Raw genomic sequence first — 26,886 nt, 5'->3', positions numbered from 1 at the left:
ACCGTGCTACCAGGTCGCCTGGGGCGTATCACGGTGGCATGACGCAGGTTGGTCCAGGCCGCCCCTCGTGTTACCTGGTCACGTGGCCGCATCGCACCCACGGAGTATCCGCCGATGACGGCATACGGACGTGGCGTGCCCTGCCGAACTCAGGCCGGGGCAGCCTTCGGTTCCTCGCCCTTCGCCGGCTCACCCGCCGGCGTGTTCGGATCATTCGGCTTCTGATCGCCCGGCGCCGCAGCGCCTTCCGCGGGCTTGCCGGAATCGCCCGGTGGCGGCGCCTGACCCTCGGGCGGCTTGCCGTCACCCGGCGGCGGTGGCGGCGGAGCGCCCTCGCCCTTCTTCTCTTCGGCGTTCTTGGGTTCCTCAGGGGCGAACGCCTCGTGCAGCATCGGCAGCATGGGGATCAGGGACATGGGGATCATGCCGAGCATGGGCAGCATGCTGAGCAGGCCACCCAGACCGCCATCACCACCACCGGCCTGGCCGCCGCCCGGCTGCTGCGCACCGCCGCCCGGGATGCCACCGCCGCCGCCGGCGCCACCGCCGCTACCGTTACCACCACCACCACCGTGCGCGATGTCCCAGTTGTAATCAGCAGCGGCCACGATCTTCTCGCAGATCTTGCGCAGGGCACGCGCGACGATCTTCATCACCGCGTAGTCCTGTGCGGCGGTGAGCTTGGCTGCGGAATACGGTTTCAGCGCGGCCTTGAGTTCGGTGACGATCGTCTTGATGGCCGCCAGATTCTTGGACTTCTCGTCGGCCATCACCGTCGAGGTCTTCGCGACCTTGTCGTCCATGGACAGCAGCGCCGTCTTGGTCTGGCGGGATTGGCCGAGAGCCTTGTTGTACGCCTCCACCATCTGGCCGTTTCCGACATTGTCGGCGGCGACAGTCTTGAGCAGCTCGCTCACCTGCGGCGGCGGTGTGACGGTGTGTTCGCGGCCCAACAGGTCGACGGCGAACCGAATCGCCTTCTCGGCCTGCGCGATCAACAGCTTCGTCTGCGGTGAGGCGCCGGGCGGTGGATCGAGGTTCATCCAGTCGCCGTTGGCGGGCGGCGGGGTGCGGACCGGGTCCTTGGCGGAGATCGGCCGCACCGAATCGGGATCGCCCGACCCCTTTGCTCCGTCGGCAGGCAGGGCCGGGCGCGCCGGCGGTGTCGTCGTCGCGTCCTTGGCGCCCGACGGGTCGGCGGAGCCGGCTCGTCGCGCTTCTTCGACGGGCTGCGCGACAACTCGGCCGACCTCGGGTTCGGCGGGAGTGGCGCTCTGCGCGCGTGGAGCAGCGGCTACCGCCGCGACCTCTGCGGGCTTTGTGCTCTGTGCCTGTTGAACTTCGGTGTCCGCCACACCTGCCACCATTCTGTCGACACCGCCTCCCGCTGTTATCGCCCCTCATTGTCTTGCCTTCCCCGCGCTGGGAAGTGCTGTGCCCGAGCGCAACGTCCCATTGCTGGGAAGATGCTCGATTCGGCTGCCGGGACAATGACGTGGAATCGGAAAGGCGGTCGGTGATGCGCGACGGTAGGTCGGTCGGATGGCGCCGGGGCTGACGACGGACGCCGAGGGCGTGCTGCGTTCGCTGGCCGGCCTCTACGGCGAAGGGCAACCGACGGCGGGCACGAACACGGCCCTCGCCAAGGCCGATCTGGCGGCGAGCGCGTTGCGCGGCGGTCATATGCAGGCCGGCTATACCGAAGCACGCACCAGGCATGAGTCCGCCGTCGAGGCCCATGCGGGCAGGGCGGGAGTGGTCGACAAGGCGGTCGCCGGCTCCGGTGACGGCACCGTGCTCGGTCGGCGCGCTCTCGACCGCGAGATCGCCGAATTCCATTCCCGGGTCAAGGCGCTGAGCACCCTTGGCGACCTGCGGTTCAGCGGTCCGGCCCTGCTCGATTCCGCGCAGAAGGCGGTCACCAACGCCACCAAGCAGGTCAACGGTGATCTCGACGCGGCCAGGCGCCAGGCCGCGCAGATCGTCCCACCCGAGGTGCCGAAATCGCGTGTCCGCGGTCAACCGCCGATCCAGCGGCGCAGACGCCGTCGGCCATCGAGAGGGCGAGCCTCCGGCGGTATCCGACGCAGCAGTGCCGACCGGCGCCGGGTTCCCTCGGACGGCACCCGCGGCGGACTCGCCGTGAGCGCGGCCAGCGCCTGGCTCGGTGCGCCGTATATCTGGGGCGGGGGCGGCCCCGGTGGCCCCACCGGAGGCGGCTTCGACTGTTCCGGGCTCACGCAGTACGCGATCGCGCAGGCCACCAACGGTGAAGTGATCCTGCCGCGCACCACCTACGATCAGATCCACAGCGGCGTCCGGGTGCATCCATCCGACGTGCAGCCGGGTGATCTGGTTTTCCCCGGCAGATCGTTCAGTGCCCCTGGTGTTCCCGAGCATGTACAGCTCGCCGCGGGCAACGGCATGGTGATCGAGGCGCCGACCTTCGGGCAGACGGTGACGTGGTCGCGGATGGACAGCGACTCGGTCGTCATCCGGGTGCTGTAGAACGAATCACCCCGCCTCTTCCCAATTTTGGGGACTGTGGTCGATTCAACTGATCGCCCCCGTGGCTAACCTGCACTCAGGCGGAGATCGGCGGAAGGGAAGTCCGAGTGTCAGCGGCCGAGGACGCGTTCTACACGGGTGTACAGAGTTTGGGGCTTGTCGCCGGAGGGGTGCGCAACGAGCAACACGCGGCCGCCGCCTTCAGGACGGCGACCGACCTCGATCCGGACATGTGCGATGCCTGGCTGGGCCGCGCCATGGCCGGTGAAGTGACCTCCGAAGTCATCTACGGGGCCTACCGCTCCGTGCACAACCTGTACCGCGATCAGCAGCGCGCCGGCCTCGCCGATCGCGCGCTGTGGTGTCAGGTCGAGGTCGGCATGTACGGGCTGCGGGTGGCAATGGCCGACCGGGCCCAGATCGCCATCGCACAGGCGTGCTTCTACGCCGACGGTGGCGAGTGGGCCGAAGCCGCGGCGATTCTGGATGAGGTCCCCGGCGACGACGTGGCCGGTTTCGTTCGGATGTCGCTGTATTACCGCACCGAACGGTGGACCGATGTGCTCGCCGCGCGCACCGCGCAGCCCTCGCTCGACGACGGCCTGCTGGATATCGCGGCCGAATTGATGGCCACCTCGGCGCTGGCGCATCTGGGCCGGTTCGGTGAGGCGATGCCGCGCGCGCAGCGGATCGTCGAGGACAGTTCGTCGGGCAACCTGTCCTACATCTGGGCCGACGCGCACTTCCTGCTCGGCATGCTGTTGCGGCACAACGGCGATACCGAAGCAGCGGACAAGGTGCTAGCGGGCCTGCAAGGGTCGGGCCTGTGGGGTGAGCGCGAGGAATGGCAGCGCGCCGTCCGGGACAAGAGCTACCGGTTCGCGATCACCACACCGGAGCTGATCGCCTCCCGCGCCGACATCTGGGATCCGCGGTCCGGCGACGATCCGGTGCAGGTCGCCGCCAGCGCCGCCAAGGCCGAACGCGAAACCCTGCTGACCGAGGCGTCTGAGCTGCTCAATGCCCAGATCGGCATGGCCTCGGTGAAGGAGCAGGTGGACCGGCTGAAATCCGGTGTGCTGATGGATCAGGTGCGCGCCAAGCGTGGGCTCGCCGTCGAATCGAAGTCGCAGCATCTGATCTTCTCCGGGCCGCCGGGAACCGGTAAGACCACCATCGCCAGGGTGATCGCGAAGATCTTCGCTGGGCTCGGGGTTGTGCAGAACGCCGAGGTAATCGAGGTCTCGCGCAACGACATGGTCGGCACCCACCTCGGTCACACCGCGCCGAAGACCAATGCGCTGATCGACTCCGCGCTGGGCGGAGTGCTGTTCATCGATGAGGCCTACACCCTGATCCAGGAAGGGCTGTCCGGCGGTGACGCCTTCGGTAAGGAAGCCGTCGACACGCTGCTGGCCCGGATGGAGAACGACCGGGACAAGCTGGTCGTGATCATCGCGGGCTACGAAGACGAGATCGATCGCTTCCTGGCCTCCAACGACGGCCTTGCCTCCCGCTTCACCAAGCGGATCCGGTTCTCCAGCTACGACGCCGACGAACTGGTGCAGATCGCCGAACACATTGCCAAGAAGAAGGATTCGATCCTGTCCGAACAGGCGATGGAGGTGCTGCGCGAGCGCTGCGAGCAGCTGGCGGTGCAGAACCGCGACGGCAGGCGGCTGATCGACCTGGCGGGCAACGGCCGCTTCATCCGCAATGTGGTGGAAGCGGCCGAGGCCGAACGGGATTACCGCTTCACGCGCGACAACCTCGATGTGTCGACGATGACCGACGAAGAGCTGATGACCGTCGACGCGTTCGACATCACCTCCGCGCTAGCGGGTCTGGCACCCACCAGGTGATGTGATGGCACGTTTCCGGGTGGTGACCAAACACCAGATATCGGGCTGGCGTTTTCTCCTGCACCGGATCGAGCACGCCCTGGTGCGTCGCGATGCCTCCATGATCGACGATCCGCAGCGCGGCCGGTCGACCGCGCTGATGATCGGTGTCGCCCTCGCGTGTGTCTGTGTCGCCGGCGCTGCGGTGATGGCCTTCTTCAAACCGGCCAAAAACGTCGGTGATTCGAAGATCGTTGCCGACAAGGACACCGGTGCGCTGTACGTTCGCATCGGCGACCGGCTGCATCCGGCGTTGAACCTGACCTCGGCGCGGCTGGTGGTCGGTTCGGCCGACAATCCGGTCCGTGTCTCCAATGGTGAACTCTCGAAGTATCCACGCGGACCGTGGGTCGGTATTCCCGGAGCACCAGGCAATATCGTCGATTCCGGATCGAAGGACTCATCCTGGGCGGTCTGCGATACCACTCGCTCCGGAGCCGCAGCGCCGGTCGATTCTCGCACCGGCCTTCCCACGGCTACCCTCACCGCACCACGAACCACCGCCATCGGCGGGCCGCTGAACATCGACGGCGAGACCACCCGCGCGCTGGCCGGCGCCGAGGCGCGCCTGCTGCGTGACGACTCCACCACCTGGCTGGTCTACGCCGATCAGGAGCAGGGCTTCGTGCGCGCGGCGATCGATCTCGCCGACTCGGCTGTGGTGCTGGCACTCGGCATCGACCCGACGGCGACGGTGGTCGCCGCCTCCAAAGGTTTGATCAACGCGATCCCCGAGGCACCACCCATCCGGGTGCCCGCCGTTCCCGGTGCGGGGGAGATGACGACCCTGTCCACCGGACTGACCGTTCCGGTGGGCTCGGTGCTGACGGTGTCGGGACGCGACACCGAGGGCGCGACGTATGTGGTGTCGCAGTCCGGCGTCGTTCAGGTGAACGCGGTGCTGGCGGACATGATCCGCAATGCCGACTCCCAAGGCGCCATTTCGGTGCGGACCGTCGGACCCGATGTGATCGCGGCGAATCTGCGCCCCGGCGCCTGGCCGGGGACGGCGACCTATCCCGCGACCCAGGTCGACATCGTCGAGCCGGAGCGGTTCGGCGTCACCTGCTACCACTGGTCGCGTGCCGCGGGTGACGCCGCCGCCACCACACAACTGGTGGCGGGGGATCGGTTGCCGCTGCCCGCCGAGGAACAGTCGCGCACGGTGCCACTGGTGACCGCGCCGAACTCGCAGGGCAAGACCGCCGACGCCGCGTACATGCCCCGGACGACCGGGCGATTCGTGCAGGTCAGCGGTTCGGATCCGGCCTCACCGCTGCGGGAGGGCCTGTACTGGATCTCCGACAGCGGCGTGCGCTACGGCATCGACGTCGACGCGGCCAACGAATCCGATGCCCGCCAGACCCTGTCCGCCCTGGCGCTGCGCGCGCCCGTACCCGCACCCTGGAGCATCGTGTCGTTGTTCGCTGTCGGGCCTACCCTGTCCCAGGCCGATGCCAAGGTCGTGCACGACGGCATCCCGGTCGACAAAGCCGGACTGGGCTTCGGCGGACCGTCGTGACCGCCACCCGCCGATTCGTCCGGCCGGCCCGGATGATCCGTGGGCCCAAAGCTCCCGCGGTGACCGAACTCCGGTTGCAGCCGCCGACCGAACTGCCCAAGCCGGTCCCGCCGTCCAAGCTCAAGATGATCCTGCCCGTCGTCATGGTCGCGGCCATGGTCGGCATGATGGTGATGATGTTCCGCAGTGGGATGCCGACATCGCCGATGATGCTGTTCTTCCCGCTGATGATGATGGTGTCGATGTTCGGCATGGTCGGCGGGCAGTTCTCCGGCGGTGGCGGGACATCGGCGGCGAGCCTCAACGAGGAACGCAAGGACTACCTGCGCAGCATCACCGACAACCGCAAGACCGTGCACGAGGCCGAAAAGGATCTGCACACCTTCCTGCGCTACACCCACCCCGGGCCTGCCGAGATCGCCCGGTTGGTCGGCGGCAAGCGCATGTGGGAAGTGCAGGTGGCCAGCCCGCAGTTCCTGCGGGTGCGGATCGGGCGGGGGCGCATCGCCAACCAGGTGCGGGTGATCGTGCCCGAAGCGGCGCCGACCTCCGATCTCGATCCGGTCGGCGTCGTCGAACTCACCAGGTTCGCCAAGGCGTACTCCACCGTCGGTGGTATGCCGGTCGCGATCAATCTGCTGTCCGCGCCGCAGGTCGGGTTCGACGGTGATCCGGCCGCGGTGGCCGGATTGATCCGCGCGATGATCGCCGAGGCCGTCGTCCTGCACGGGCCGGACCAGGTGGCCGTCGCGGCGGCGCTGACGGATCCGGACGCGCCCGAGTGGGCGTGGCTGAAATGGCTGCCGCATACCCAGCATCCCACCGCCACCGACGCGGTCGGCCCCGCCAGGATGGTGTATCGCAGCGTCGGCGAATTGCGCGCCAAGGTGCTGGCCGATCTCAATCGAGGCCCGTTCTCCGCCAACAGCGAGCCCGCGCTCGACCGCAAGCATCACCTGCTGATCGTCGATGTCGGCGGCCAGGCCAACGAGCGCGATATCTCCGGCATCGACGGCTGCACCTGGTTGCGCCTCGGTCCCGCCGAGCAGTCGCTGCCGCGAGCGCTGAAATTCACTGTCGGCGAGGATCGTTCGCTCAGCGAGGTGACCGCGCGCGGCCTGCGCCGAGTCGGTGTCGCGGATTCCCTGTCGCTGCCCGCGATGATGGCGCTGGCCCGGCGCGTGGCCCCGTACCGGCTGTCCACGGTGGTGGAGGCGGTCGCGGCCGAACAGGCCAGCACCGGCACCTCCTGGGAGGAGATGGTCGGTCTCACCGATCCCGGCGATATCCGCATCGACCAGCAGTGGCCGATGCGCCGTGACAGCGATCGGGCCCGGCTGAACATCCCGTTCGGGCACGATCCGGCGGGCGCGATCGTGCACCTGGATATCAAGGAATCGGCCGAAGATGGCATGGGCCCGCACGGCATGTGTATCGGCGCCACCGGTTCGGGTAAATCGGAATTCCTGCGGACCCTCGTGCTCTCCGCCGTCGCCACCCACTCTCCGGACCAGCTGAACCTGCTGCTGGTCGACTTCAAGGGTGGTGCCACCTTCCTCGGCTTCGACCGGCTCTCACACGTGACCGCCGTGGTGACCAACATGGAGGAAGAGTCCGACCTGGTCACCCGTATGGAGGACGTGATCAACGGCGAAATGGTGCGCCGCCAGCGCATTCTGCGCGACGCGGGCAATTTCGCCAACGTCGCCGACTACGAGCGGGCCAGGGAACAGGGCGCGGACCTGGCCCCGCTGCCGACGCTGTTCATCATCCTGGACGAGTTCGCCGAACTGCTCGAGCACTACCCGGACTTCTCGAAACTGTTCGTCGCGATCGGCCGGCTCGGGCGGTCGCTGCGCATCCACCTGCTGCTGTCCTCGCAGAAGGTGCCGGCGAACCGGATGGGTGAGCTGGAGGCGCACCTGTCCTATCGAGTGGCCCTGCGCACCAACCAGACCAGCGACTCCCGTGACGCCATCGGCACCGCGGATGCCTACCACCTGCCGAAGAAGCCGGGCTCGGGCTATCTGCGGGTCGGTTCCGGTGATCTGCAACGGTTCCAAGCCACCTACGTCGGCGAGGCGTACACGCCGCGCGCGACCGTCTCGGCGCCGAACGCGTCGAACCGGGCCCGGCGCGCCGGGGGCGGATACCGTCCGCCGCAACGATTCACCACCGGCCCGGTCGCCGATATCCGGCCGACTGTGGTCGAGCAGGCGCCCACCCGGTCCCAGCAGCCCGAGGCGGTCGAGGGCGAGCAGATCACCGTGATGGAGACGGTGCTGCAGCAATTGGCAGGACACGGCAGGCCGGCACACAAGATGTGGCTGCCGCCGCTGAACACCCCGCCCACGCTGGACCGCCTGCTGGGCGGGACCGAGCCGGGTTCGCTGAGCATTCCGGTCGCCTTGATCGATAAGCCGCGCCAGCAGCGCCAGGATAGCTGGACGGCCGATCTCTCGGCGGCCGGCGGGCATATGGCGATCGTGGGTGGCCCGCAGTCCGGTAAGTCGACGGCACTGCAGACGTTCATGCTGTCGGCCGCGCTCACCCACACCCCGGAACAGGTGCAGTTCTACTGCGTGGACTTCTCCGGCGGCTCGTTGTCGGCGATCCGATCGTTGCCGCACGTCGGCTCGGTGGCCGGGCCGCGCGATCAGGACCGCATCCGGCGCACCATCGCGCTGATCACGAATCTGCTCGAAACCAGGCAGAACCTGTTCGCGGAGTTCGGCATCGACACCATCCGGAAGTTCCGTGCGATGCGCAACGAGTCCGGTGGGCGCCCACCCTGGGCCGATCGCGACCCGTACGGTGATGTCTTCCTGGTCGTGGACGGCTGGGACATCGGATTGTCCACCAACGGACCCTACTTCGACGAGTACTCCGCGACCATGGAGCAGATCGCGCTGCAAGGCTTGAACTTCGGCATCCACCTGGTGCTGACGAGTTCGCGCTGGATGGCGGTGCGGCCCGCGGTCAAGGACATGATCCAGACCCGGATCGAGATGCGGCTCGGCGACCTCACCGATACCACCTTCAATACCCACCGCAATGTGATCGCCGCGATCCCCACCGATCGCCCCGGCCGCTGTGTGTCGGCCGAGGCATTGCACATGTTCGTGGCGCTGCCCCGGATCGATGGGATCGCCGACTCCGAATCGGTGGCGACCGGCCTGGAAGCGGCGATCGCCGAGGTACACCGCCGGTACCCCGATCGTGCGGCGCCGCCGGTGCGGCTGCTGCCCGCCCTGCTGGAATTCGACGAGATCCCCGCGACCCCCGCGCCCACGAATCTGGCGCAGCGGCTGGTGGTCCCGTTCGGTGTGCGCGAATCCGATCTGGGGCCTGCGACGATCGACTTCGGCATGTCGACGCACTTCACCGTGCTCGGCTCCTCGGGCTCCGGCAAATCGTCGGTCATCGCGTCGCTGCTGGAATCGATCACCCGCCGGTTCACCGCCGATGAGGCGCGGATCCTGCTGGTGGACTACCGCCGCCGCCATCTCGGAGCCGTTCCGGAGAACATGCTGATCGCGCATGTCACGAACGAGCGCGATGTGGTGGGCATCATGCCGGATCTGCTGGCGAAGATGGACAGCCGCAGGCCGCCCGACACGGTGACCACCCGGCAGCTGGCCGAGCGCTCCTGGTGGAGCGGCCCCGAGGTCTTCGTCTTCGTCGACGACTACCACATGGTGGTGCCGCGAGGTGCGATGAATCCGCTGGATCCGCTCAAGCAGATCCTGGTCGACGGCCGCGATACCGGCCTGCACGTCGTCGTCGCCCGCAATATCGCCGGCGCCGATACGGCCATGTACGACAACGTCATCGGCGGTATCCGCAACCTGAACTCGTCCGGCCTGATCATGGACGGCACCCGGCAGGACGGTGCCCTCATCGGTGATGTGCGCGCCACGAAGCAGCCGCCGGGACGCGGAATTCTGGTGGAGCCGATGCTGACCCGGCGCGAGCTCGTGCAGTCGGCGTGGATACCTCCACGGCTGTGAAACTGTGAGCCTTCCCACTGTTGGACATAACTTACCGTTCTACTCAGGCAGCTCGCTCCGAGCTGTTCATGGTGTTGATTGGAGTAATGCGATGACACTCCCTCTCCAAGTCTCGTCGTCGGCAATGCGGTCGACCGGTGCCTCGTACGAAGTGGATCAGGCCGCGTTCGAGGCTGCGCTCTCGATCGCGGCGCCGGCGACCATCGCCATGCCCGCCGCCCTCGACCCGGTCAGCAAGATGGTTTCGGCAAGGTTCAACACCTACGCCGGGTCTTTGCTGAAGGAGGTGGGCGACGGGTCGCTCAAGCGGCGTGACGGCGGTGAAGTGCTGGCGCCTGTCGCAACGGCGTACACGGACTCCGATATCGCCGGTGGCGGAACGGTTTCCGCGTACGGGTCGGTATCCGCGCTGCGCTGATAGCGCGTCTCATCGCAAAGGTGGAGGCCGACAGTGCCGATTTTTGCTGCGTTGTCGCCATTGGCGATGTCCATCGCGCTCAATACCGGGCCAGGTCCCTGGCCGATGGAGCAGACAGCGCGGGCCTACCGTGGTATCGCCGAAACGATGAGTATCGCGGCCACCTGTTCGGAAGCGCATACCGCTGCCCTGGCCGCGCATTGGAAGGGAGATACCTCCAACGGCGCGCTGGCCGCCTATCGCCGGCATTCGGCTTGGCTGCGGCAGCAGGCCGACCTCGCCGCTCAGGTGGCGGTTCGATGTGACGCCCAGGCGGGGGCCTACACGGTCGCTCGCGAGGTGATGCCGCGCCCCGAGGCGATCATCGCCAATCGCGCCAGAGCCGTGTCACTGGCCGCGGGCTCGACGATGGCCGGAGCGAGCGCGGCGGCTTTCGCGCTCAACGAAGCCGAGTACATGGTGATGCGGGCGATGGCGGCGGCTGCGATGGCATATTACGAAACCGAGTCGCTGGCGAACGCGGCTTCACTGCCGCCACCGATCCCGCCGCCGGCCATCACCTCCGCGGCAGGCGGAGGCATGGTGCCGCCGCTCACGAGCCTGTTGCCCGACACCGGCCCGAACTCGACGGGTTGGGGGCAGGGCGGCCAGGGCGGTGAATTCGGCAACGGCGGCTCGCAGTTCGACAGATCCGGTGGCCAGGACGGTCTTTCGTCCTCCGGCGGTGGCGACGGCGGCAGTAACGGCGGTGGCGACGGCGGCGGTGGCGGATCCTCCGATTCCGGTGGTGGTGGCTCCTCCGACGCCGGCGGCGGATCCAACGGCGGCGACACCCTTCCGACCGATGGTGGCGCCGGGCCCAATGACGCGATGCCGGGAGACCCCGGGTTGAGCGATCCGGTCAGCGCGCCGGAAACGCTGACGGATATGGGCACACCCGGGCCGGACACGTTCGGTCAGGGCGCGATGGAAGGCGATCCGGGCTTCTTCGGTACCACACCGGGATCGACGACCCTGGCCGGCCTGCAAGGTGGTGTCGGCTCGGCCGTCGCTCTCGGCATGGTCCGTGGCGGTATCGGCGCGATGTCGGGGGCCGCCACCGGATTCCGAATGCCGCCGAGCTGGTCGCTGCGCGCGCCGGGCGCGACCTTCGGTGCGCCGGTCGCTCCCCCCTCGGGCCCACCCGCGGCCAGGAACGCCCCACCGCGCGGGGCCATCGCCCCGAACACTCGTCGCCGTCGCCGCGACAACGAGGAACTTCGGAAAACGGCCGCGGTGTACACCCCCGGCGAACCCCAGGAGGTGCCAGTACTGGAGAGACCCCCGGCCATCGGCGTCATCGAATACTCCGATGACGTCGAGACACGAGACCAAGAACTACTCGGCGAATCCGCCCGAGTGTGAAACACGGACTGTCTGAAAGGAATGTCATTATGGCGATGGGATATAACGGCTCACAGGGGGAGCTGCAAGGGTTCGCCGACAAGTTCTTCACTCATGTGGAGACGATGGGCGCGCACATGTCGGTGCTGCGCGATCTGAAGGTTCAGTTCCAGGCTCCGCTGACCGGTGCGACCGGTAAGGCTACTCAGGACGAGTTCGAGAACGCGATCAACAAGGGCACGCAGTTGCAGAAGTTCCTGAACGAAGCGGTCGACGCCCTGAAGACCTCCGGCGCGCGCGTCGGCAACCAGGACCTCGATGGTTCCGTTGCCGTCGGCAAGAGCACGAACTTCAACTTCTGAGAAATCGTCTCATACAAAACTATTCGTATTAGAAGGGATGGAATATCATGGCCGCAGGCGAATTGACCGATGACTATTACCGGGTAGACGAGCTCGTTCAGGCGACCACCAATCTGCTTTCGCAGATGGAACTGAACGACACCGAGAAGCGCACCTTGAGCAATCTGGTCGCCGAGAACTTCCGTGGTGAGGGTGGTGAATCGCAGTCTCAGTTCCAGGCCCGGTTCGACACTCTCGTCAACGAATACAACACGGCGCTGAAGGGCCTCAAGGGCGCGGTCGGCAACGTGGGCGGCAGCGGCGGTGAAATGCACATCACCGACAAGGGCCTGCGCGGGTTGTTCGACGGGATCCTCGGATAAGGAGTGGTTGTCCACCAGTGGTGATTTCTTCGTCAGGTTCGTATATCGCCGGATCGGATGACGCCGATCAGGACCCGACCGTCGTCGATCTCAATGTCGACGCGGCGCTGGCGCTGCAGGATCTGACCGGGATCGACGACTATCCGCCGGTCCTGGCCCTGCTTCCGAACATCTACGACGAAGACGATCACGCACGGGTACGCGCGGTCGTCCTCGACGAGCTCGAGACCGCGGGCATCGTCGAGGACGGTCGCGTGCATCCCGTGGTCCGGCAGTGGTTGCACTGCCTGGACCGTCCCGACGCCGAACTCGTCGTCCGGGTCATCGACCGCGGGCAGGGCGACGACGACATGGCGATGCTGCGCATGTCCCTGGTACGTCAGGGCGAGCAGCATGTGCTGGCGGTGCGCTGCGACGACCATGTCGTCATCCAGCCGGTGTTCGTCGAAGGCCGGAGTCTGGAGACGCTCGCCGCCGCGGTCGTCGCAGCGGTGGGTCCCTGTCCGCCACTGGAATTCGAGCCGCTGTCCGCCACCGAGGAACAGTTCGGTGAGGTACCGTCCGAACAGACCGAGCGACGGCAGGCGCTGCTGGAGCTCGGTGCGCACCGGCAGACCGCCGGTGTGCTCAGCAGGGTGATGGACGAGGTGGTCCGCCGCGCGGAGATTGTGATGTTCGAACATCACGACGGCGTCCAGGCGGTACCGAAGGTGAGTTCGGCAGTGCTCGACACGGTGTCGGGCCGGATCGTTGTGACGCCGAGCGTCGCGATGGATGGGCAGCTGTGGACCACATACCTGCCGGGTGACGATTCCGCGATCGCGACCGCTGTGGCGGCGCTGGTCGAATTGTTGCCCGGCCGGAGCTGGTTCGACACCACCCGCATCAGTTGACCGTCCCCAGAGCGGTTTCGGAGAGGACGAACAGATGAATCGCGCACCGACCACGAACGGTCATTCCGCGGAGCCCGTGCGGGCTCGCGGTGGCTACGACGCCTACTTCGCCCAGCAGGTGGACCTGCCGCCGGGGTCGGTCACCGGGGTGGGCGGGGCCGGTGTGCATCCGTCGACTACCGAAGCGGCGGACGCATCGAGGCCCGCGGGCGACCAGCGGGGACCCACCGCTGCGCCGGCCCAGGGCAACAGCTCGGCACCGCAGCAGGTTTCGGCGCCAGGTGCGCCCAGTTCATTGTCGTTGCCGAACAGCGATGCGCCGCCGCCCGCGGCAGCTGTCGCGGCGCCGGGTGCCGAGCAGAACGCCGCCGGCCAGGCCCGGCCTGCGCAAGACCAGCACCAACAACAGCAACACCAGCAACAACCACAGCACCAGCAACAACAACAGCAGCAACAGCAGCAACAGACGCAGTCCGGGTACCCGCCCGCGCAGCCGAATCAGTTGCAGAACCCGGCGTCCGGTGCTGCCGCGCCACCGCCCAACAACTGGGTGCCCGACCGCGTCGAGGTCACCACTGTGGACCAGTCGCGCGTCGAAGTACTTCCGGTCGCGCTCACTTCCATCGAGTTGCTGGCGAACATCTCCGCGGCCAATCAGGCTCAGCTGCGCTCCAACAGCGGTGTGCGCGGTGCGCTGAACAAGGTGGGTTTCCGGCTCGGGCTCTCGCCGGCCGAACAGCGCACCGAAGATCGCCGCAGCCGAATCCGCCGACAGCTCAACAACACCTACCAGATCGCGATGATCAGCGTGAAGGGCGGCGTCGGCCGGACCACCACCACCGCGACTCTCGGCTCCACGTTCGCCTCGCTGCGTCCCGATCGCGTCGTCGCGATCGACGCCAATCCGGACTTCGGCGATCTGTCCACCCGGACGGTGCGCCACCCCTATGGGCTCACGCTGCGCGAACTGGCGCGCGATCCCAATCTCGGCGCCTTCTCGGCGGTGCAGTCCTACACCTCGGTCAATGCGTCGAATCTGGCTGTTCTCGCCTCACCGTGGACCACCGAGGCGAACGAGGCGCTCTCCGGCCAGGAATACGGCACCGGGGTGGAGATCCTGCGCCGCCACTACAACCTGCTGCTCGTCGACTGCGGTACCGGCGTGCTGGATTCGGCCACCCGGACGGTGTTGCAGACCAGCGACGCGGTCGTGGTCGTGACCCCGGCGACCGTGGGTGGCGTGACCGGTGCGGTGGCGACGCTGAACTGGCTGAGCACCCACGGACTGGATCGGTTGATCGCGAAGTCGATGGTGGCCATCGTGCATCATCAGCCGCTCAAGCCGACCGTGGACGTCGAAGCGATCGAGAATCTGTTCGCCACCGCCCATCGGCCCACGTTCACCCTCCCGTACGACGCGCATCTGGCCGAGGGCGGCGAGATCGATCTGCGGCTGGTCACCAAGGAGACCAAGCTCGCGTTCGAAGAACTCGCGGCCGCGCTCGCCGACGACTTCCCGACTCATCTCGCCGGTGATCCCGGCCATCACGGAGGGTGGCGATGACCACTGTTGTTGCGCCGCCGGCGAATTCGTCTCCGGCCACTGCGGCGCAGCCGCCCGCCGAGGTCGCACGGGCCAGGATCGCGGTGCTCGTGGGGACATACCAGGTCGATGTCGTGGTCCCGACGAAGTTCAGCATCGAGACCTTCATCGACGATCTGCTCGTCGTCCTCGCCGATGCGATAGACGACGAGAGCGTGGACTTCACCCCGCCCGCCGGGCAGTGGAGTCTCGGGCGGCCGGGGGAGCCGCCGATGCCGCGTTGGCGCACGCTGGCCGATCACGATGTCGTCGACGGCACGGTGCTGATGCTGTCGGTGGTGGAATCGGCGGAGGTGTTCACACCCGTCGTCGAGGACATCACCGACGCACTGGCGATGATCAACGAGCGCGAGTTCGCCGAGTTCGACCCCCGCGCGTCCAGCATCGTCGGACTCGCGGCGCTGGGGGCGGGGTCGACCGTCGTCGCGGCGCTGCTGTCGTGGTCATGGACCGAGACCGGGTCGCTGTGGTGGTGTGCGCTGCCCGCGCTGTTGCTCGGGCTGATCTGCTGGGGCGCGGCCGTGCGGTCGCGTGCGCGCGAATCCGCGCCACACATCTGTCTCGGTCTGTCCCTGGCCGCGCTTCCGCTGCTGTTCGCGGGTGCGGCCATGCTGGTGCCGCCCGAGTACGGCGAGCCGGGGCCGTTCGCCGCGGCCAATCTCGCGGCAGGCGCGGTGGTCGTCGCGGTGGCCGCGGCGACCATGATCCGGCTGACCGGGCTCGGGATCGCCACCCTGATGGCGGTGACCGTGACCGGCCTGACGCTCACCGCGGCCGCACTGCCGCTGACCTATTCGGATCTGGCGGTCCGTCAGGTGTCCAGTGGCGCGGTGTTCGTCGGCCTGATCCTGTTGACGCTGGCGCCCCGCATCGCCGTGGTGATCGCGCGCATCCGTCCACCGGACCTGCCCGACCCGGGCAACGAGGTCGCGCCGTCGACCCTGACCGGGATCTTCGACGCCGAATCCGGCGGCGACGGTGAGCAGGACCGGGCGGCCGAGGATTCCGACCGGCGCGATGCCTCCACCGGCATCGAGAGCCGGGCCAGGCTCGCGGTGACGAGCCTGCGCGGCCTGATCGTCGCGATCTCCACCCTGCTGGCCGTCTCCTCGGTGATCACCGCGGCGGTCAGTCCGGGCGGGATCCGTGAAATCGTGCTCGCCGGTGCGGTAGCCGTGGTGCTGGTGCTGCGCTCACGCTGGTATCCGGATCTGGTGCAGGCGATCGCGCTGGTCTGTGCGGCCGCGGTGACGGTCGCCGGGGTCGGCTGGGTTCTGGTCGGCGCCTACGAGACGGCGCCGGCGCGACTGGTCGTCGTCGCGGTCGTCGCGGTACTGGCCACCCTCGCCTGCGTGGCGGCGGTGCGGATGCCGGGCAAGCGGCTGTCACCGCCGACGCGTCGCGTCATCGATCTCATCGAATACGCCCACATTCTGGTCGTGCCGATCATCGCGTTCTGGATCATGGGTATCTACACCGCTATGCGGGAGCTCTGATGGGTGGCGGACGCGTCGCGGTGGCGGCGCTCGCCGGGCTGATGCTGGCCATCGCCACCGGGCCGGCCGCGGCGGTGGCGCCGCCGCAGGTGGTCGTCGGCCCACCGCCACCGGACGATCCGCCCGGACCGGAGTTCCCGACCAAGCAGGACAAGGCGTGCCTGGCCACCGGTGTGCTGCCCGACAGCGATCTGACGCAGGTGCCGCCGCCGGATCTGGCGCTGGACCTCGAGCGGGCGCGATCGTTGAGCCGGGGCGCGGGGGTGACCGTCGCCGTCATCGATACGGGCGTGCAACCGAATCCGCGGCTGCCCAACCTGGTCGGTGGCGGAGACTATGTCACCGCGGGCGGCGACGGCCTGTCCGACTGTGACGCCCACGGCACGCTGGTCGCCGGAATCATCGGCGCCACAGCCGATCCGGCGGACGCTTTCGCCGGCGTGGCGCCGGATGCGCGGATCATCTCGATTCGCTACCGGTCCGGTGCGTTCCGGGCCGAACGGCCCGCAGGCGATCAGACCGCACAGAAGACCACCGATATGCGCGCGCTGGCCCGAGCCATCATCAGGGCGGCCAACCTCGGTGCCGGGGTGATCACGGTGTCGCTGCCGGTCTGCGTGCCCGTCGACGAGCCCGCCGACCACGACATGGTCGCCGCGGCCGTCGGCTACGCGACCCACGTGAAGGGCTCGCTCATCGTGGCCGGCGCCGGCAACACCGGTGCCGATGGCTGCCGGCAGAACCCGAAGATCGATCCGGGACGGCCCACCGACGAACGGAACTGGCGCGACGTCGGGACCATCTCGACACCCGGCTGGTACGCACCGACCGTGCTGACGGTCGGCTTCACCACCGCCAACGGCACACCGATGCCGGACTCGCTGAACGGTCCCTGGGTGTCGGTGGCGGCACCGGGTACCGGCATCGAATCACTCGGTCCGGGCGGCATCGGGCTCATCAACGGCGTCGGCGCTCCCGGCAAATTGGTGCCGGTGGCGGGTGCCTCGTTCGCCGCCGCGTACGTCAGCGGTGTCGCGGCGTTGCTGCGCTCCCGCTTTCCCAACGAGACTCCGGCCGAGATCGCGGCTCGCTTGCAGGCCAGTGCCCACAAACCGGCGCGCGGGATCGACAATGCGGTCGGCGCGGGCGTGATCGACCCCGCCGCCGCCCTTGCCTACCGCACACCACCGCAACCGCCGCAGGGGCTGTTCGCCTCGGCGGCCTTGGACATCCCGCCGCCACCACGAGCCGACGACGCACGCCCGGCGGTCACCGCGACGATCGTCATCGTCGCCGCGGCGATCCTCGGCGCGGGCGCGACCTACGCGGGCAATGCCATCCGGAGGCGGCGGTGAGGTTTCCGAGTGTGCGCGTCGGCGGTGCCGAACGCGTCCCGTTCGCTGTGCTGGCGGTCGGCGGCAGTCCCTTCCTGGTGACGCTGTCGGCGCACACACCGTGGTGGGCCGGTGCGGCCGTGGTCACGGTGTTGCTGGTGACGGTCACCGTCCGGGTCAACGGCCGGACCACCGTGCGCTGGTTGCTCGACTGGGTGGAATACCGCTCCGGTCGCTCCGCGCGGGCGCGGCTGCTGGCCGAGCCGCCGGACATCCAGGACGTGGAGACCAAGAGCGGGGCCTGCGGTGTCCGGAGGTCGGGTAACACCCTGGTCGCGATGATCCAGCTGGCCCCCGATCTGGACCTGCCCACCGTCATCGCCGACACCTCGATCTACACCGAGGACACGGTGCCGGTCGATGCTCTGGTGCCGTTGCTGGACCAGTACGGCATCCAGGTCGGCATCGACATCGTCACCACCGGCCAGCGGGTGCGCCCGACCGGCAGCTACAGCATGCTCTACGACCAGCTGATCGGTTCGCATCCGGTGGTCGGCGACCGGCTGACCTGGCTGGTGGTGCGGTTGGATCAGGAACGCAATCTGCGGGTGCTGAACCGGCGTGGACCGTGCGAGGTCGTGGCTCCCAAGGCGCTGGCCGCCGCGGCCCACCGGATCGCGGGCCGGTTGCGTGAACGTGGCATCCAAGCCCACGCCCTGCCCGCCGCCGCGCTGCGTGAGGCCACCCGGCTGCTGCACGCGGGCGTGGAACTACCGGATCTGCGGGAGACGTGGAACCGGCTGGAATCCTCCGCACCCGGTCGTTGCGTCACCAGCTTCGTCATCGACTGGAATCGGCTCGACGGCGCGGGGCTGGACGATTGCTGGTCCTGGAACAGTGGCCGCACCACGCTGGTGGTGAGCTTGACCACCGAGCGCGGGCCCCGCGCCCTGGTGCGTTTCATCGGGCCCGCGGTCGAGGCCAAGGACCTTCCCGACTACCTGAACCTGGTCTCGGGTCGCCAGGCGGATGCGCTGCTGGCCACGCTGCCTGCCGAACTGTCCGTCGACGCACTGCCGCCCGACGAAACCGGCAGCGACACCGCGACCCTGCCCCAGCTGTGGGAGCTGCCGATCGCCATCGGCCCCAATGGTCAGATCCTCGGTGCGGTCAGCGGTCAGCCGCGACACACGCTGGCGCTGCCGTTGTTCGACCCGGCGCGCTACAACCCGCGCCGGCGCTCGATCGATGTGCGGGCACAACTGTCGGTGGCGCAGCAGATCCTGTTGCGCGCGACGGTGGTCGGGGCGGAGGTCGAGATCCACACCAGCAGACCGCAGCGCTGGCGCCAGCTGGTGTCGGCCGTCGGTGACCCGTCGACGCTGCGGCTGGCCGATGCCACCCACGACAACGGTGCCGGCGCGGCCTCTTCGGCGACGATCGCGGTCTTCGACCAGGTACCCGCGCACGCCTCCGCCGCGCAGACCACCGTGACGATCTCCGAGCCGGGTGCGCCGCGCAGACGGGCCGCCGATCTGGCCATCGATCAGGTCAGCGCGACGGCGGTGGATGTGAGTATTCCGATGCGCCGAGTACGGGTGGACCTGATCGAACCGAGGGGCGAAACCCGGTACCTGGATGCCGCCGACCGGCCCGCCCCGCCCGGTGCGCCGGCGGGTTCGGAGGTGGCGTTGCTCGCACCACCAGGTGGCCGTCGTGTCAGTTGAGTCATGGAGACGGTAGGGTCGCAGATCGTGGCAGCGGACTCCCGGTCGGATGTCGAATCCTCCCCTCAACCCGACGACGCGGACGAACTCACTCCGAGACAGTCCGCGGCGGCGATATTTTCCAGCAAACTCTCGGAGCTGATCGCCGAGTCGGTGGTTTCCACCGACGACGGCTCCACGCGATCGCTGACGTTGTACTCGCTCGCGCAGCACCTCGAACTCGCCTACCCGGATGTGCCGGTGTCCCAGTCGGGGCTGTACCGGCTCATCCACGGCCAGGCGATTCCGCGGCTCGATCTGATCATCGCGCTGGCCCGCGTATTCGACGTTCCGCCTGAATATTTCGTCACCGCCGACAAGTAGCGCGGTCCGGCCACGCTGTTCTCGGTGCCGGGAATAGCGTCGGCTCGCCGGGCGCGAACCCGGGATACCATCCGAGCATGCCCGCCGAGGACCCGGGAGATGTCTTCCTTCGTAACCGCGGCGCGGTGCTGGATGCCCTGCTGTCCGATCCCGCGCTCGGATCATCCGGCGGCGGTGCGGTCGCCGACCGTCCGGCATCGGCCGCGGCACCCAGCAGCAACACCCCCGACCCAGAACTCATGGCCGCGATCGCCGCGTCCGCGGCGGCAGCCGGTTCGGCGGGGGCCGCGCCACGTAGGCGCGAGACCAGTGCGAGTGAGCGCATCAATGCGCTGCTGAGCGGTCAGTCGCCGGATTCCGGGTCGCATTCGTCGCTGGGGTCGGAATTCGCGGGTGTGCCCGCCTCCCGGCTCCGGGAGGCCGCCGCCGACGAGCCGCCGCGTACCGAGACCTCCGCTCCCGCGCAGCGACCGCCCGATACGGCAGGTCGTCGCGGCGGCGCGGATCAGTACGCCCGCGATCTGGTGACGCAGCTGCGGAAACCGAAGGTTGCGCTCGGGGTGGCCGCCGCCCTCGCGGTGCTGCTGGTCTTCATCCTGGTCGTCACCGGTGGTGAGGAGACCAAGTCCGAGCAACTGCAGGTGCTCACCGAGGCGCCGACCAGCGCCCCCGCGGCCCCGCCGCCCGGTCCGGCGCCGGGCAGCGTCATCGTGCCCGAGTCGGCGAAGTCGCAGTGCCCGCCGGGTGGCACCGATGCCATGGACGCCTTCTCCGGTGAGCCGGGCAAGGCGTGGTCGTGTGCGCGCGCCTATCAGGTCGATGGGCAGATCATCCGCATCGACCTCGGCAAGACCTACGAGATCGAATCGATCGCGATCGTGCCCGGGTGGGACCACGTGGGCACCGACGGTGTGGATCAGTGGGCGAAATTCCGCACCGTGAGCCGCGTTTCGTATCAATTCGACGACAAGGACGACACCGTCTACACCCAGGAAACCCTCGATCAGCGCACGCTGGTGGAGACCAGGATCGAACCTCCGGTGCAGGCCTCGGAGATCGTGCTGACCGTCCTCGAATCCAGTGGTGCGTCATCGGTGAACACCACCGCGATCTCCTCCATCGTCATCACCGGGCGGTGAGAGTGCCACCGTGTCCGCAGTGATCTGTCAGTACTGCTCGCACCGCGACAGCGGCGGGCACGCCACCTGCACCAACTGCGGTGCACCGTTGGCCGCGCCCGGCGTGCCCACCGCGTCAGCCCCGCCGCAGCCGTCGACGGCACCGGAGCCGAGCACACGGGCGTTGATCGGAACCACGCTGCGCAGGGTCGGCGAGATCGTCCGCGACGACGCGGCAGCGGTGCGCAAAGATGCCGAGGCGGTGGAACACGCGGTGGCCCATGCGCCGCATCCGCGCTGGCAGTGGCAGGCGGTGGGCGCCGCGATCGTGGTGTTGCTCGTGCTCGGATTCCTGCTCGCCCGATCATGTTCGGTGTCGATCCCGCCGCCGGAGGGCACGGCGATGGGGTCCGCGGTCATGGTGCTGCCCGCTCCGCTGCGCGCGGCCGCGTCATGTCAGCCGATGGCGGAATCGGGTGTGCCGGTGGAGCGGTGTGTGATCGGCGCACGGCATCCGATGTTGTCCGGGTCGATCACCTCCGGGCGGGATCTGATCTTTCACGCTCGGCTGGTGCCTCGGACGCGGTTGAACGACACTGTGGGTCAATGGCGTTCGGCCGGATCGACGGTGTTGGCCGACGGTGCGGTGTTCGCGGCGCTGAGCGCTTCGGCTGCCGTGCAGTACGCGAACCCGAGCACCGGATTGCTGCTCGACACCGGCACGTTCGCCGGTTCGGCCGGCGCGCGGGAGTTCCTGTCGCGCGCGGGTTTGCTGCAGTGATCGCGATTCGCGCAAACCACGAGCTATAAACCCTCAGTTAATGTACCGTTAGATAGCGGTACGTTGAACAACGTATTACTCTTGTTCGGTAACCCCACCCGACGATGGCGGAAGGCGCAGGTCAACGGTGACAACCACACAGAACGCGATGGATGCGACACAGTTCAGGGGTGATCCGACCGAGCTGGAACCGGCCTACTTCCGCTGGATCCGCCCGGATTCGACCGCCCTGACCATCACCGACCGAGCCGGGCACATCTTGCGCCACCACCTCGAGCTGGCCGCGCGGCGCGCGCCGGGGACCGTCTCCACCCGGGTCTACCGCGCCGACGACGAGTGCGGGCTCGGCCTGGCCATTCAGATCGTCAACGACGATATGCCGCTGCTGGTCGAGTCGGTCACCTCGGCGCTGCACCGGCTCGGCGCCACCGTCGCCGAGGTCGTGCACCCGGTCTTCGATGTCACCCGTGACGCAGCCGGCGAGCTGCGCGCGATCGCCCCGCGCGACGGCGACGGCGCCCGCCGCGACTACGCCGACGCCCACAGCTATCCCGAATCGTGGATCCACGTCCAGCTCGATCCCGCGGTGAGCGCGGAAACCCTCGACCGCATCGAACAGGCGCTGCCGCAGGTCCTCAGCGATCTGCGTTCGGTCACCGACGACACACCGGCCATGGTCGCCTCGATGACCACGCTGGCCGATCGGCTCGATCGCACCGCCGAATGGTCCGACGACGCCGAGATCTCCGAATGCGCGCGGCTGCTGCGCTGGCTGGCCGACGGCCATTTCACCGTTCTCGGCTACAGCGATTACCGGATGCGCCGCACCAGCCCCACCCCCGACGCCGAATTCGGCATGTGGCCGGTGCCGGGGACCGGGCTCGGTGTGCTGCGCGACGGCTCCGGCGCCGAGATCCCGGTGCCGGTGCTCGGCGCCAAGCGCCCGGTGCTGCGGCTGACCAATGGCACGGTCGACTCGTTGATCCCGGGTTCGCCGGATCTGTACTTCATCAGCGTCGCCGAATACGCCACCACCGATCCGGGTGGTGCGGGTGCCTCCGGCGACACGGTCGCGGCGGTCAAGGGCGAGCACGTGTTCGTCGGCACCTTCACCGTGACCGGGCTGCACGAGAACATCCTCGATATCCCGGTGATCTCGCGGCGGGTGCATCAGGTCATCGAATGGGCCGGGTTCGAACTGAATTCGTTCTCTGGTCAGGCCATGCTCGAGGTGATGCAGACCTTCCCGCGGGTCGAGTTGTTCTCCACCGACGCGCGCAGGCTCTTCGACACCGTTTCGGCGGTCATGAATCTGGGTCTGCGCCGCCAGATCCGGCTGTTCCTGCGCCAGGACGGGCGCAGCGGCGCGATCTACTGCCTGGTCTACATGCCGCGTGACCGGTACTCCACCGAGGTCCGGCTACGGATGCAGGACATCCTGCTTGCGGAGTTCGCCGGCGACCAGATCAGTTATTCGGCGCGCGTCACCGAGTCCGAGCTGGCGGTCGTCTACTTCACGGTGCACCGGGCGCCGGGTATGGCAGCGGATCTGTCGGAGGCCAATCGCGAACGCGTGCAGGACATTCTGTTCGCCACCACGCGCACCTGGTCGGACCGCGTGGTCGCGGCCGCCGCAGGCGTCGCGGGCATTTCCCGTGCGGTCGCCACCGACTACGCCACCGCGTTCCCGGCGAGCTATCAGCAGGAATTCGGCGCCGATCGCGCGCTGACGGATCTGCGCAGGCTGGAGCGCCTCGGTGAGGGCGAGATCGATACCGCGCTGTACCGGCTCGCCGACGCGCCGGCGGGGGAGTGGCGGTTCACCCTCTACGTCGCCGGTGCGGGTGTGTCGCTGAGCCGGGTGCTGCCGGTGCTGCACAGCCTCGGCGTCGAAGTGGTCGACGAGCGGCCCTACCGGATCGCGCGCCAGGACGGCCCCCTGCGCTGGATCTACGATTTCGCGCTCCGGGTGCCCGCGGCGCTGCTGCGCGATTCGCTCGACCCCGATATGGAAGCCGATCTGCTCGATCCCGCCGCCGAGCAGGCCGCCGGTATCCGGCAGCGGTTCCCGGCCGCCTTCGCCGCGATGTGGTTCGGCGACGCCGAGGTCGACGGTCTCAATGAGCTGGTGCTTCGTGCCGGAATGCATTGGCGCCAGATCGCAGTGCTGCGCGCCTACGCCAAGTACTTGCAGCAGGCCGGATTCGCCTACACCTTCGGCAATATCACCAGGGTGCTGCTGGCCCATCCGGCCCTGGCGGCGGCGTTCATCGAACTGTTCGACGCCTATTTCGATCCCGATGCGGCCGGCGAGGAGTCCGCGAGCCGGGTCGAGGCGATCGCACAGCGGTTGCGCACGGAGATCGATGCGGTGGTGAGCCTGGATACCGACCGCATTCTGCGCGCCGTGCTCGAGCTGATCACCGCGACCCTGCGCACCAACTACTTCCGCCGCGACGAGCACGGTGAGCCGGCCGGCTACCTGTCGTTCAAGTTCGATCCGCAGGCCATCGCCGAATTGCCGCAGCCGCGGCCGCGTTTCGAGATTTTCGTGTATTCGCCGCGGGTGGAGGGTGTGCATCTGCGGTTTGGTGCGGTGGCGCGTGGTGGTTTGCGGTGGTCGGATCGGTTGGAGGATTTCCGGACCGAGATTTTGGGTTTGGTGAAGGCCCAGGCGGTGAAGAATGCGGTGATCGTGCCGGTGGGTGCCAAGGGTGGTTTCGTGGTGAAGCAGCCGCCTGCGGCCACCGGGGATGCGGGTGCCGATCGTCAGGCGATGATGGCCGAGGGTGTGGCCTGCTACCGCACCTTCATCTCCGGTTTGCTCGATCTCACCGACAACGTCGATCACACCAGCGGTGACGTGCTGCCGCCCGCCCGCGTGGTGCGGCGCGACGCCGATGACACCTATCTGGTGGTGGCCGCGGACAAGGGCACCGCGACCTTCTCCGATATCGCCAACGACGTCGCCAAGAGCTACGGCTTCTGGCTGGGCGACGCCTTCGCCTCCGGCGGCTCCGTCGGCTACGACCACAAGGCCATGGGTATTACCGCTCGGGGTGCGTGGGAGAGTGTGAAGCGGCATTTCCAGGAGATGGGGATCGATACGCAGGCCGAGGATTTCACGGTGGTCGGTATCGGTGATATGTCCGGTGATGTGTTCGGTAACGGGATGTTGTTGTCGGAGCATATTCGCCTGGTGGCGGCGTTCGATCATCGGCATATTTTCTTGGATCCGAATCCGGATGCGGGGTCGTCGTTTGCCGAGCGGCGGCGGATGTTCGAATTGCCGCGCTCGTCGTGGGCCGATTACGACACATCGCTGATCAGCGAAGGCGGCGGAGTGTACGACCGCTCCGCCAAGGCCGTTCCGGTCTCGGCGCAGGTGCGTGCGGCCCTCGGCCTGCCCGCCGAGGTGACCACGATGTCACCACCGGAGATGATCCGGGCGATCCTGCAAGCGCCGGTGGATCTGCTGTGGAACGGCGGCATCGGCACCTACATCAAAGCCAGCACCGAATCCCACGCCGACGCGGGCGACAAATCCAATGACGCCGTCCGAGTGGACGCGAATCAGCTGCGCACCAAGGTGATCGGTGAGGGCGGCAATCTCGGAGCGACCGCGCTCGGACGGATCGAGTTCTGCCGCAACGGCGGCCGGATGAACACCGACGCGCTCGACAATTCCGCGGGCGTGGACTGCTCCGACCACGAGGTCAACATCAAGGTCCTGCTCGACGCGGTGGTCTCCGGCGGCGACCTGGAGGCGAGTGAGCGCAACGAACTGCTGGCCGCGATGACCGACGAAGTCGCCGAACTGGTGCTGCGCGACAATATCTCGCAGAACTTCCGGATGGGCCTGTGCCGGGCCGAGGCCGCGGCCCGCAATGCGGTGCACCGCCGGTTGCTCACCGAACTCGAGACCCGCCGCGGCGTCGACCGCAGGCTCGAAGCACTGCCCAGCGACGCCGAGCTGGCCCGCCGGGCCGACGAGGGCGCCGGTCTCACCTCACCGGAACTGGCGAATGTGGTGGCCCATGTGAAGCTCTCGCTGAAGGCGGATGTGCTGGCAGGCGACCTGCCCGACAGTGCGGCGTTCGCGGCGATGCTGCCCGACTACTTCCCGACCCCGCTGCGGACCCGCTTCGACGCGGCCATCCGCAAACATCCGCTGCGCCGCGAGATCGTGGCCACCATGGTCGTCAACGATCTGGTCGATTACGGCGGCATCACCTACGCCTTCCGCCTGGCCGAGGAGGTGGGCGCCACCACCGACGACGCCGTGCGCGCCTTCTCCGCCGCGGTCGAGATCTTCGGCCTGCGGCAGGTCTGGCAGCGCATCCGCACCGCGCCCATCCCGTCCGCCGCGCGCGACGCGCTGGAATTGGAAACCGGCCGCACCCTGGAACGGGCTTCGCGCTGGCTGCTGCTGAACCGGCCGCAACCCATCGCCATCGGCGCCGACATCGCCCGCTACCGCGACGGCGTGACCGCGCTGGCCGGCCGGGTCTCGGACTGGCTGCCCGGCTACCTCGCCGACGACCTGACCGCTCGTTCGCAGCGCGCGGTCGCCCTCGGCGCCCCTCCGGAGCTGGCCACCGAGGTGTTCCGCCTGATCCACCTGTTCCCGCTGCTGGACGTGCTCGATATCGCCGATATCGCCGAACGCGACGCCGACGAGGTCGCGGTGCTCTACTTCGCCCTCAACGAGCATCTCGACATCGAGCGCCTCCTCACCGCCGTCGGCAACCTCGAACACGGCGACCGCTGGCCCACCCTGGCCCGCCTGGCCGTGCGCGACGACCTCTACGAATCGCTGCGGCTGCTCACCCTCGACGTATCCACCGCGACCGAACCCGACGACACCGTCGCCGAGAAGATCGAATACTGGGAGTCCACCAACCGCTCCCGCCTCGCCCGCGCAGCAGCGGCCCTCGGCGAGATCTTCGACTCCGGGACGTACGACCTGGCGACCCTGTCCGTCGCCGCGCGTCAAGTGCGCGGAATGGTCAGTGCCGGTGGGGAGTCGAGTGTGGTGACGGCGGGTGCCGCGAGCTGAGCTCGGGTCTATGCGATTGTGGGGCCGGTGACTGGTTGTCACCGGC

The 26,886-nt window shown here is 68.2% G+C and carries 18 protein-coding genes; 17 read left to right on the top strand and 1 reads right to left on the bottom strand.

The features are described 5' to 3' along the window. Positions 1 to 149: 149 nt before the first annotated feature. Positions 150 to 1,355 (bottom strand): hypothetical protein, encoded by a 1,206-nt coding sequence (locus AC5W7N_RS20310; RefSeq protein ID WP_495922002.1) that lies wholly within the window; start codon positions 1,353 to 1,355, stop codon positions 150 to 152. Between the two features lie 187 nt (positions 1,356 to 1,542). Between AC5W7N_RS20310 and AC5W7N_RS20305 the strand changes: the two genes are divergently transcribed. From AC5W7N_RS20305 to AC5W7N_RS20225, 17 genes are all read left to right on the top strand, one after another. Then, positions 1,543 to 2,508 (top strand): C40 family peptidase, encoded by a 966-nt coding sequence (locus AC5W7N_RS20305; protein ID WP_495922001.1) that lies wholly within the window; start codon positions 1,543 to 1,545, stop codon positions 2,506 to 2,508. Between the two features lie 107 nt (positions 2,509 to 2,615). Beyond that, entirely contained in the window at positions 2,616 to 4,370 is a 1,755-nt protein-coding gene (eccA, locus tag AC5W7N_RS20300) for a type VII secretion AAA-ATPase EccA (protein ID WP_163814955.1), read from the top strand. 4 nt (positions 4,371 to 4,374) lie between these two features. After that, a complete protein-coding gene (eccB, locus tag AC5W7N_RS20295; RefSeq protein ID WP_163814957.1) occupies positions 4,375 to 5,931 on the top strand; it encodes a type VII secretion protein EccB in 1,557 nt (518 codons plus the stop codon). Between the two features lie 59 nt (positions 5,932 to 5,990). After that, positions 5,991 to 9,941, top strand: a complete 3,951-nt coding sequence (gene eccCa, locus AC5W7N_RS20290; protein WP_495922000.1) for a type VII secretion protein EccCa — start codon at positions 5,991 to 5,993, stop codon at positions 9,939 to 9,941. Positions 9,942 to 10,092: 151 nt separating this feature from the next. Beyond that, positions 10,093 to 10,359 (top strand): PE domain-containing protein, encoded by a 267-nt coding sequence (locus AC5W7N_RS20285; protein ID WP_495921999.1) that lies wholly within the window; start codon positions 10,093 to 10,095, stop codon positions 10,357 to 10,359. Positions 10,360 to 10,392: 33 nt separating this feature from the next. Beyond that, the gene (locus tag AC5W7N_RS20280) at positions 10,393 to 11,763 is read left to right on the top strand and encodes a PPE domain-containing protein (RefSeq protein ID WP_495921998.1); all 1,371 of its coding nucleotides are present in this window, start codon (positions 10,393 to 10,395) and stop codon (positions 11,761 to 11,763) included. A 29-nt stretch (positions 11,764 to 11,792) separates the two neighbouring features. Next, a complete protein-coding gene (locus tag AC5W7N_RS20275) occupies positions 11,793 to 12,104 on the top strand; it encodes a hypothetical protein (RefSeq protein ID WP_163814965.1) in 312 nt (103 codons plus the stop codon). Positions 12,105 to 12,151: 47 nt separating this feature from the next. Then, positions 12,152 to 12,466: a hypothetical protein gene (locus tag AC5W7N_RS20270; protein WP_163814967.1), complete on the top strand. Its 315-nt coding sequence runs from the start codon at positions 12,152 to 12,154 to the stop codon at positions 12,464 to 12,466. A 20-nt stretch (positions 12,467 to 12,486) separates the two neighbouring features. Next, entirely contained in the window at positions 12,487 to 13,359 is an 873-nt protein-coding gene (locus AC5W7N_RS20265; RefSeq protein ID WP_309139017.1) for an ESX secretion-associated protein EspG, read from the top strand. 34 nt (positions 13,360 to 13,393) lie between these two features. Then, on the top strand, positions 13,394 to 14,923 hold the full coding sequence (locus tag AC5W7N_RS20260) for a MinD/ParA family ATP-binding protein (protein WP_228816062.1): 1,530 nt from the start codon (positions 13,394 to 13,396) through the stop codon (positions 14,921 to 14,923). Continuing rightward, entirely contained in the window at positions 14,920 to 16,458 is a 1,539-nt protein-coding gene (gene eccD, locus AC5W7N_RS20255; RefSeq protein ID WP_195021410.1) for a type VII secretion integral membrane protein EccD, read from the top strand. Before AC5W7N_RS20260 ends, eccD begins: the two co-directional genes overlap by 4 nt. After that, the gene (gene mycP, locus AC5W7N_RS20250; RefSeq protein WP_195021409.1) at positions 16,458 to 17,813 is read left to right on the top strand and encodes a type VII secretion-associated serine protease mycosin; all 1,356 of its coding nucleotides are present in this window, start codon (positions 16,458 to 16,460) and stop codon (positions 17,811 to 17,813) included. Before eccD ends, mycP begins: the two co-directional genes overlap by 1 nt. Continuing rightward, positions 17,810 to 19,519, top strand: coding sequence for a type VII secretion protein EccE (gene eccE / locus AC5W7N_RS20245; RefSeq protein WP_280213408.1), 1,710 nt, complete (start codon positions 17,810 to 17,812; stop codon positions 19,517 to 19,519). The genes mycP and eccE overlap by 4 nt, the downstream gene beginning before the upstream one ends. A gap of 27 nt (positions 19,520 to 19,546) precedes the next feature. Then, complete coding sequence (locus AC5W7N_RS20240; protein WP_232052348.1) at positions 19,547 to 19,882, top strand: helix-turn-helix domain-containing protein; 336 nt, start codon at positions 19,547 to 19,549, stop codon at positions 19,880 to 19,882. A 77-nt stretch (positions 19,883 to 19,959) separates the two neighbouring features. Beyond that, a complete protein-coding gene (locus tag AC5W7N_RS20235) occupies positions 19,960 to 21,021 on the top strand; it encodes a discoidin domain-containing protein (protein WP_163814975.1) in 1,062 nt (353 codons plus the stop codon). A gap of 10 nt (positions 21,022 to 21,031) precedes the next feature. Continuing rightward, entirely contained in the window at positions 21,032 to 21,781 is a 750-nt protein-coding gene (locus AC5W7N_RS20230; RefSeq protein ID WP_195021408.1) for a hypothetical protein, read from the top strand. A 148-nt stretch (positions 21,782 to 21,929) separates the two neighbouring features. Further along, the gene (locus AC5W7N_RS20225; protein ID WP_495921997.1) at positions 21,930 to 26,840 is read left to right on the top strand and encodes an NAD-glutamate dehydrogenase; all 4,911 of its coding nucleotides are present in this window, start codon (positions 21,930 to 21,932) and stop codon (positions 26,838 to 26,840) included. Positions 26,841 to 26,886: the final 46 nt, after the last annotated feature.

This window comes from Nocardia sp. CDC519 (assembly GCF_059509835.1).
This window is presented reverse-complemented; position numbering and strand designations above follow the sequence as displayed.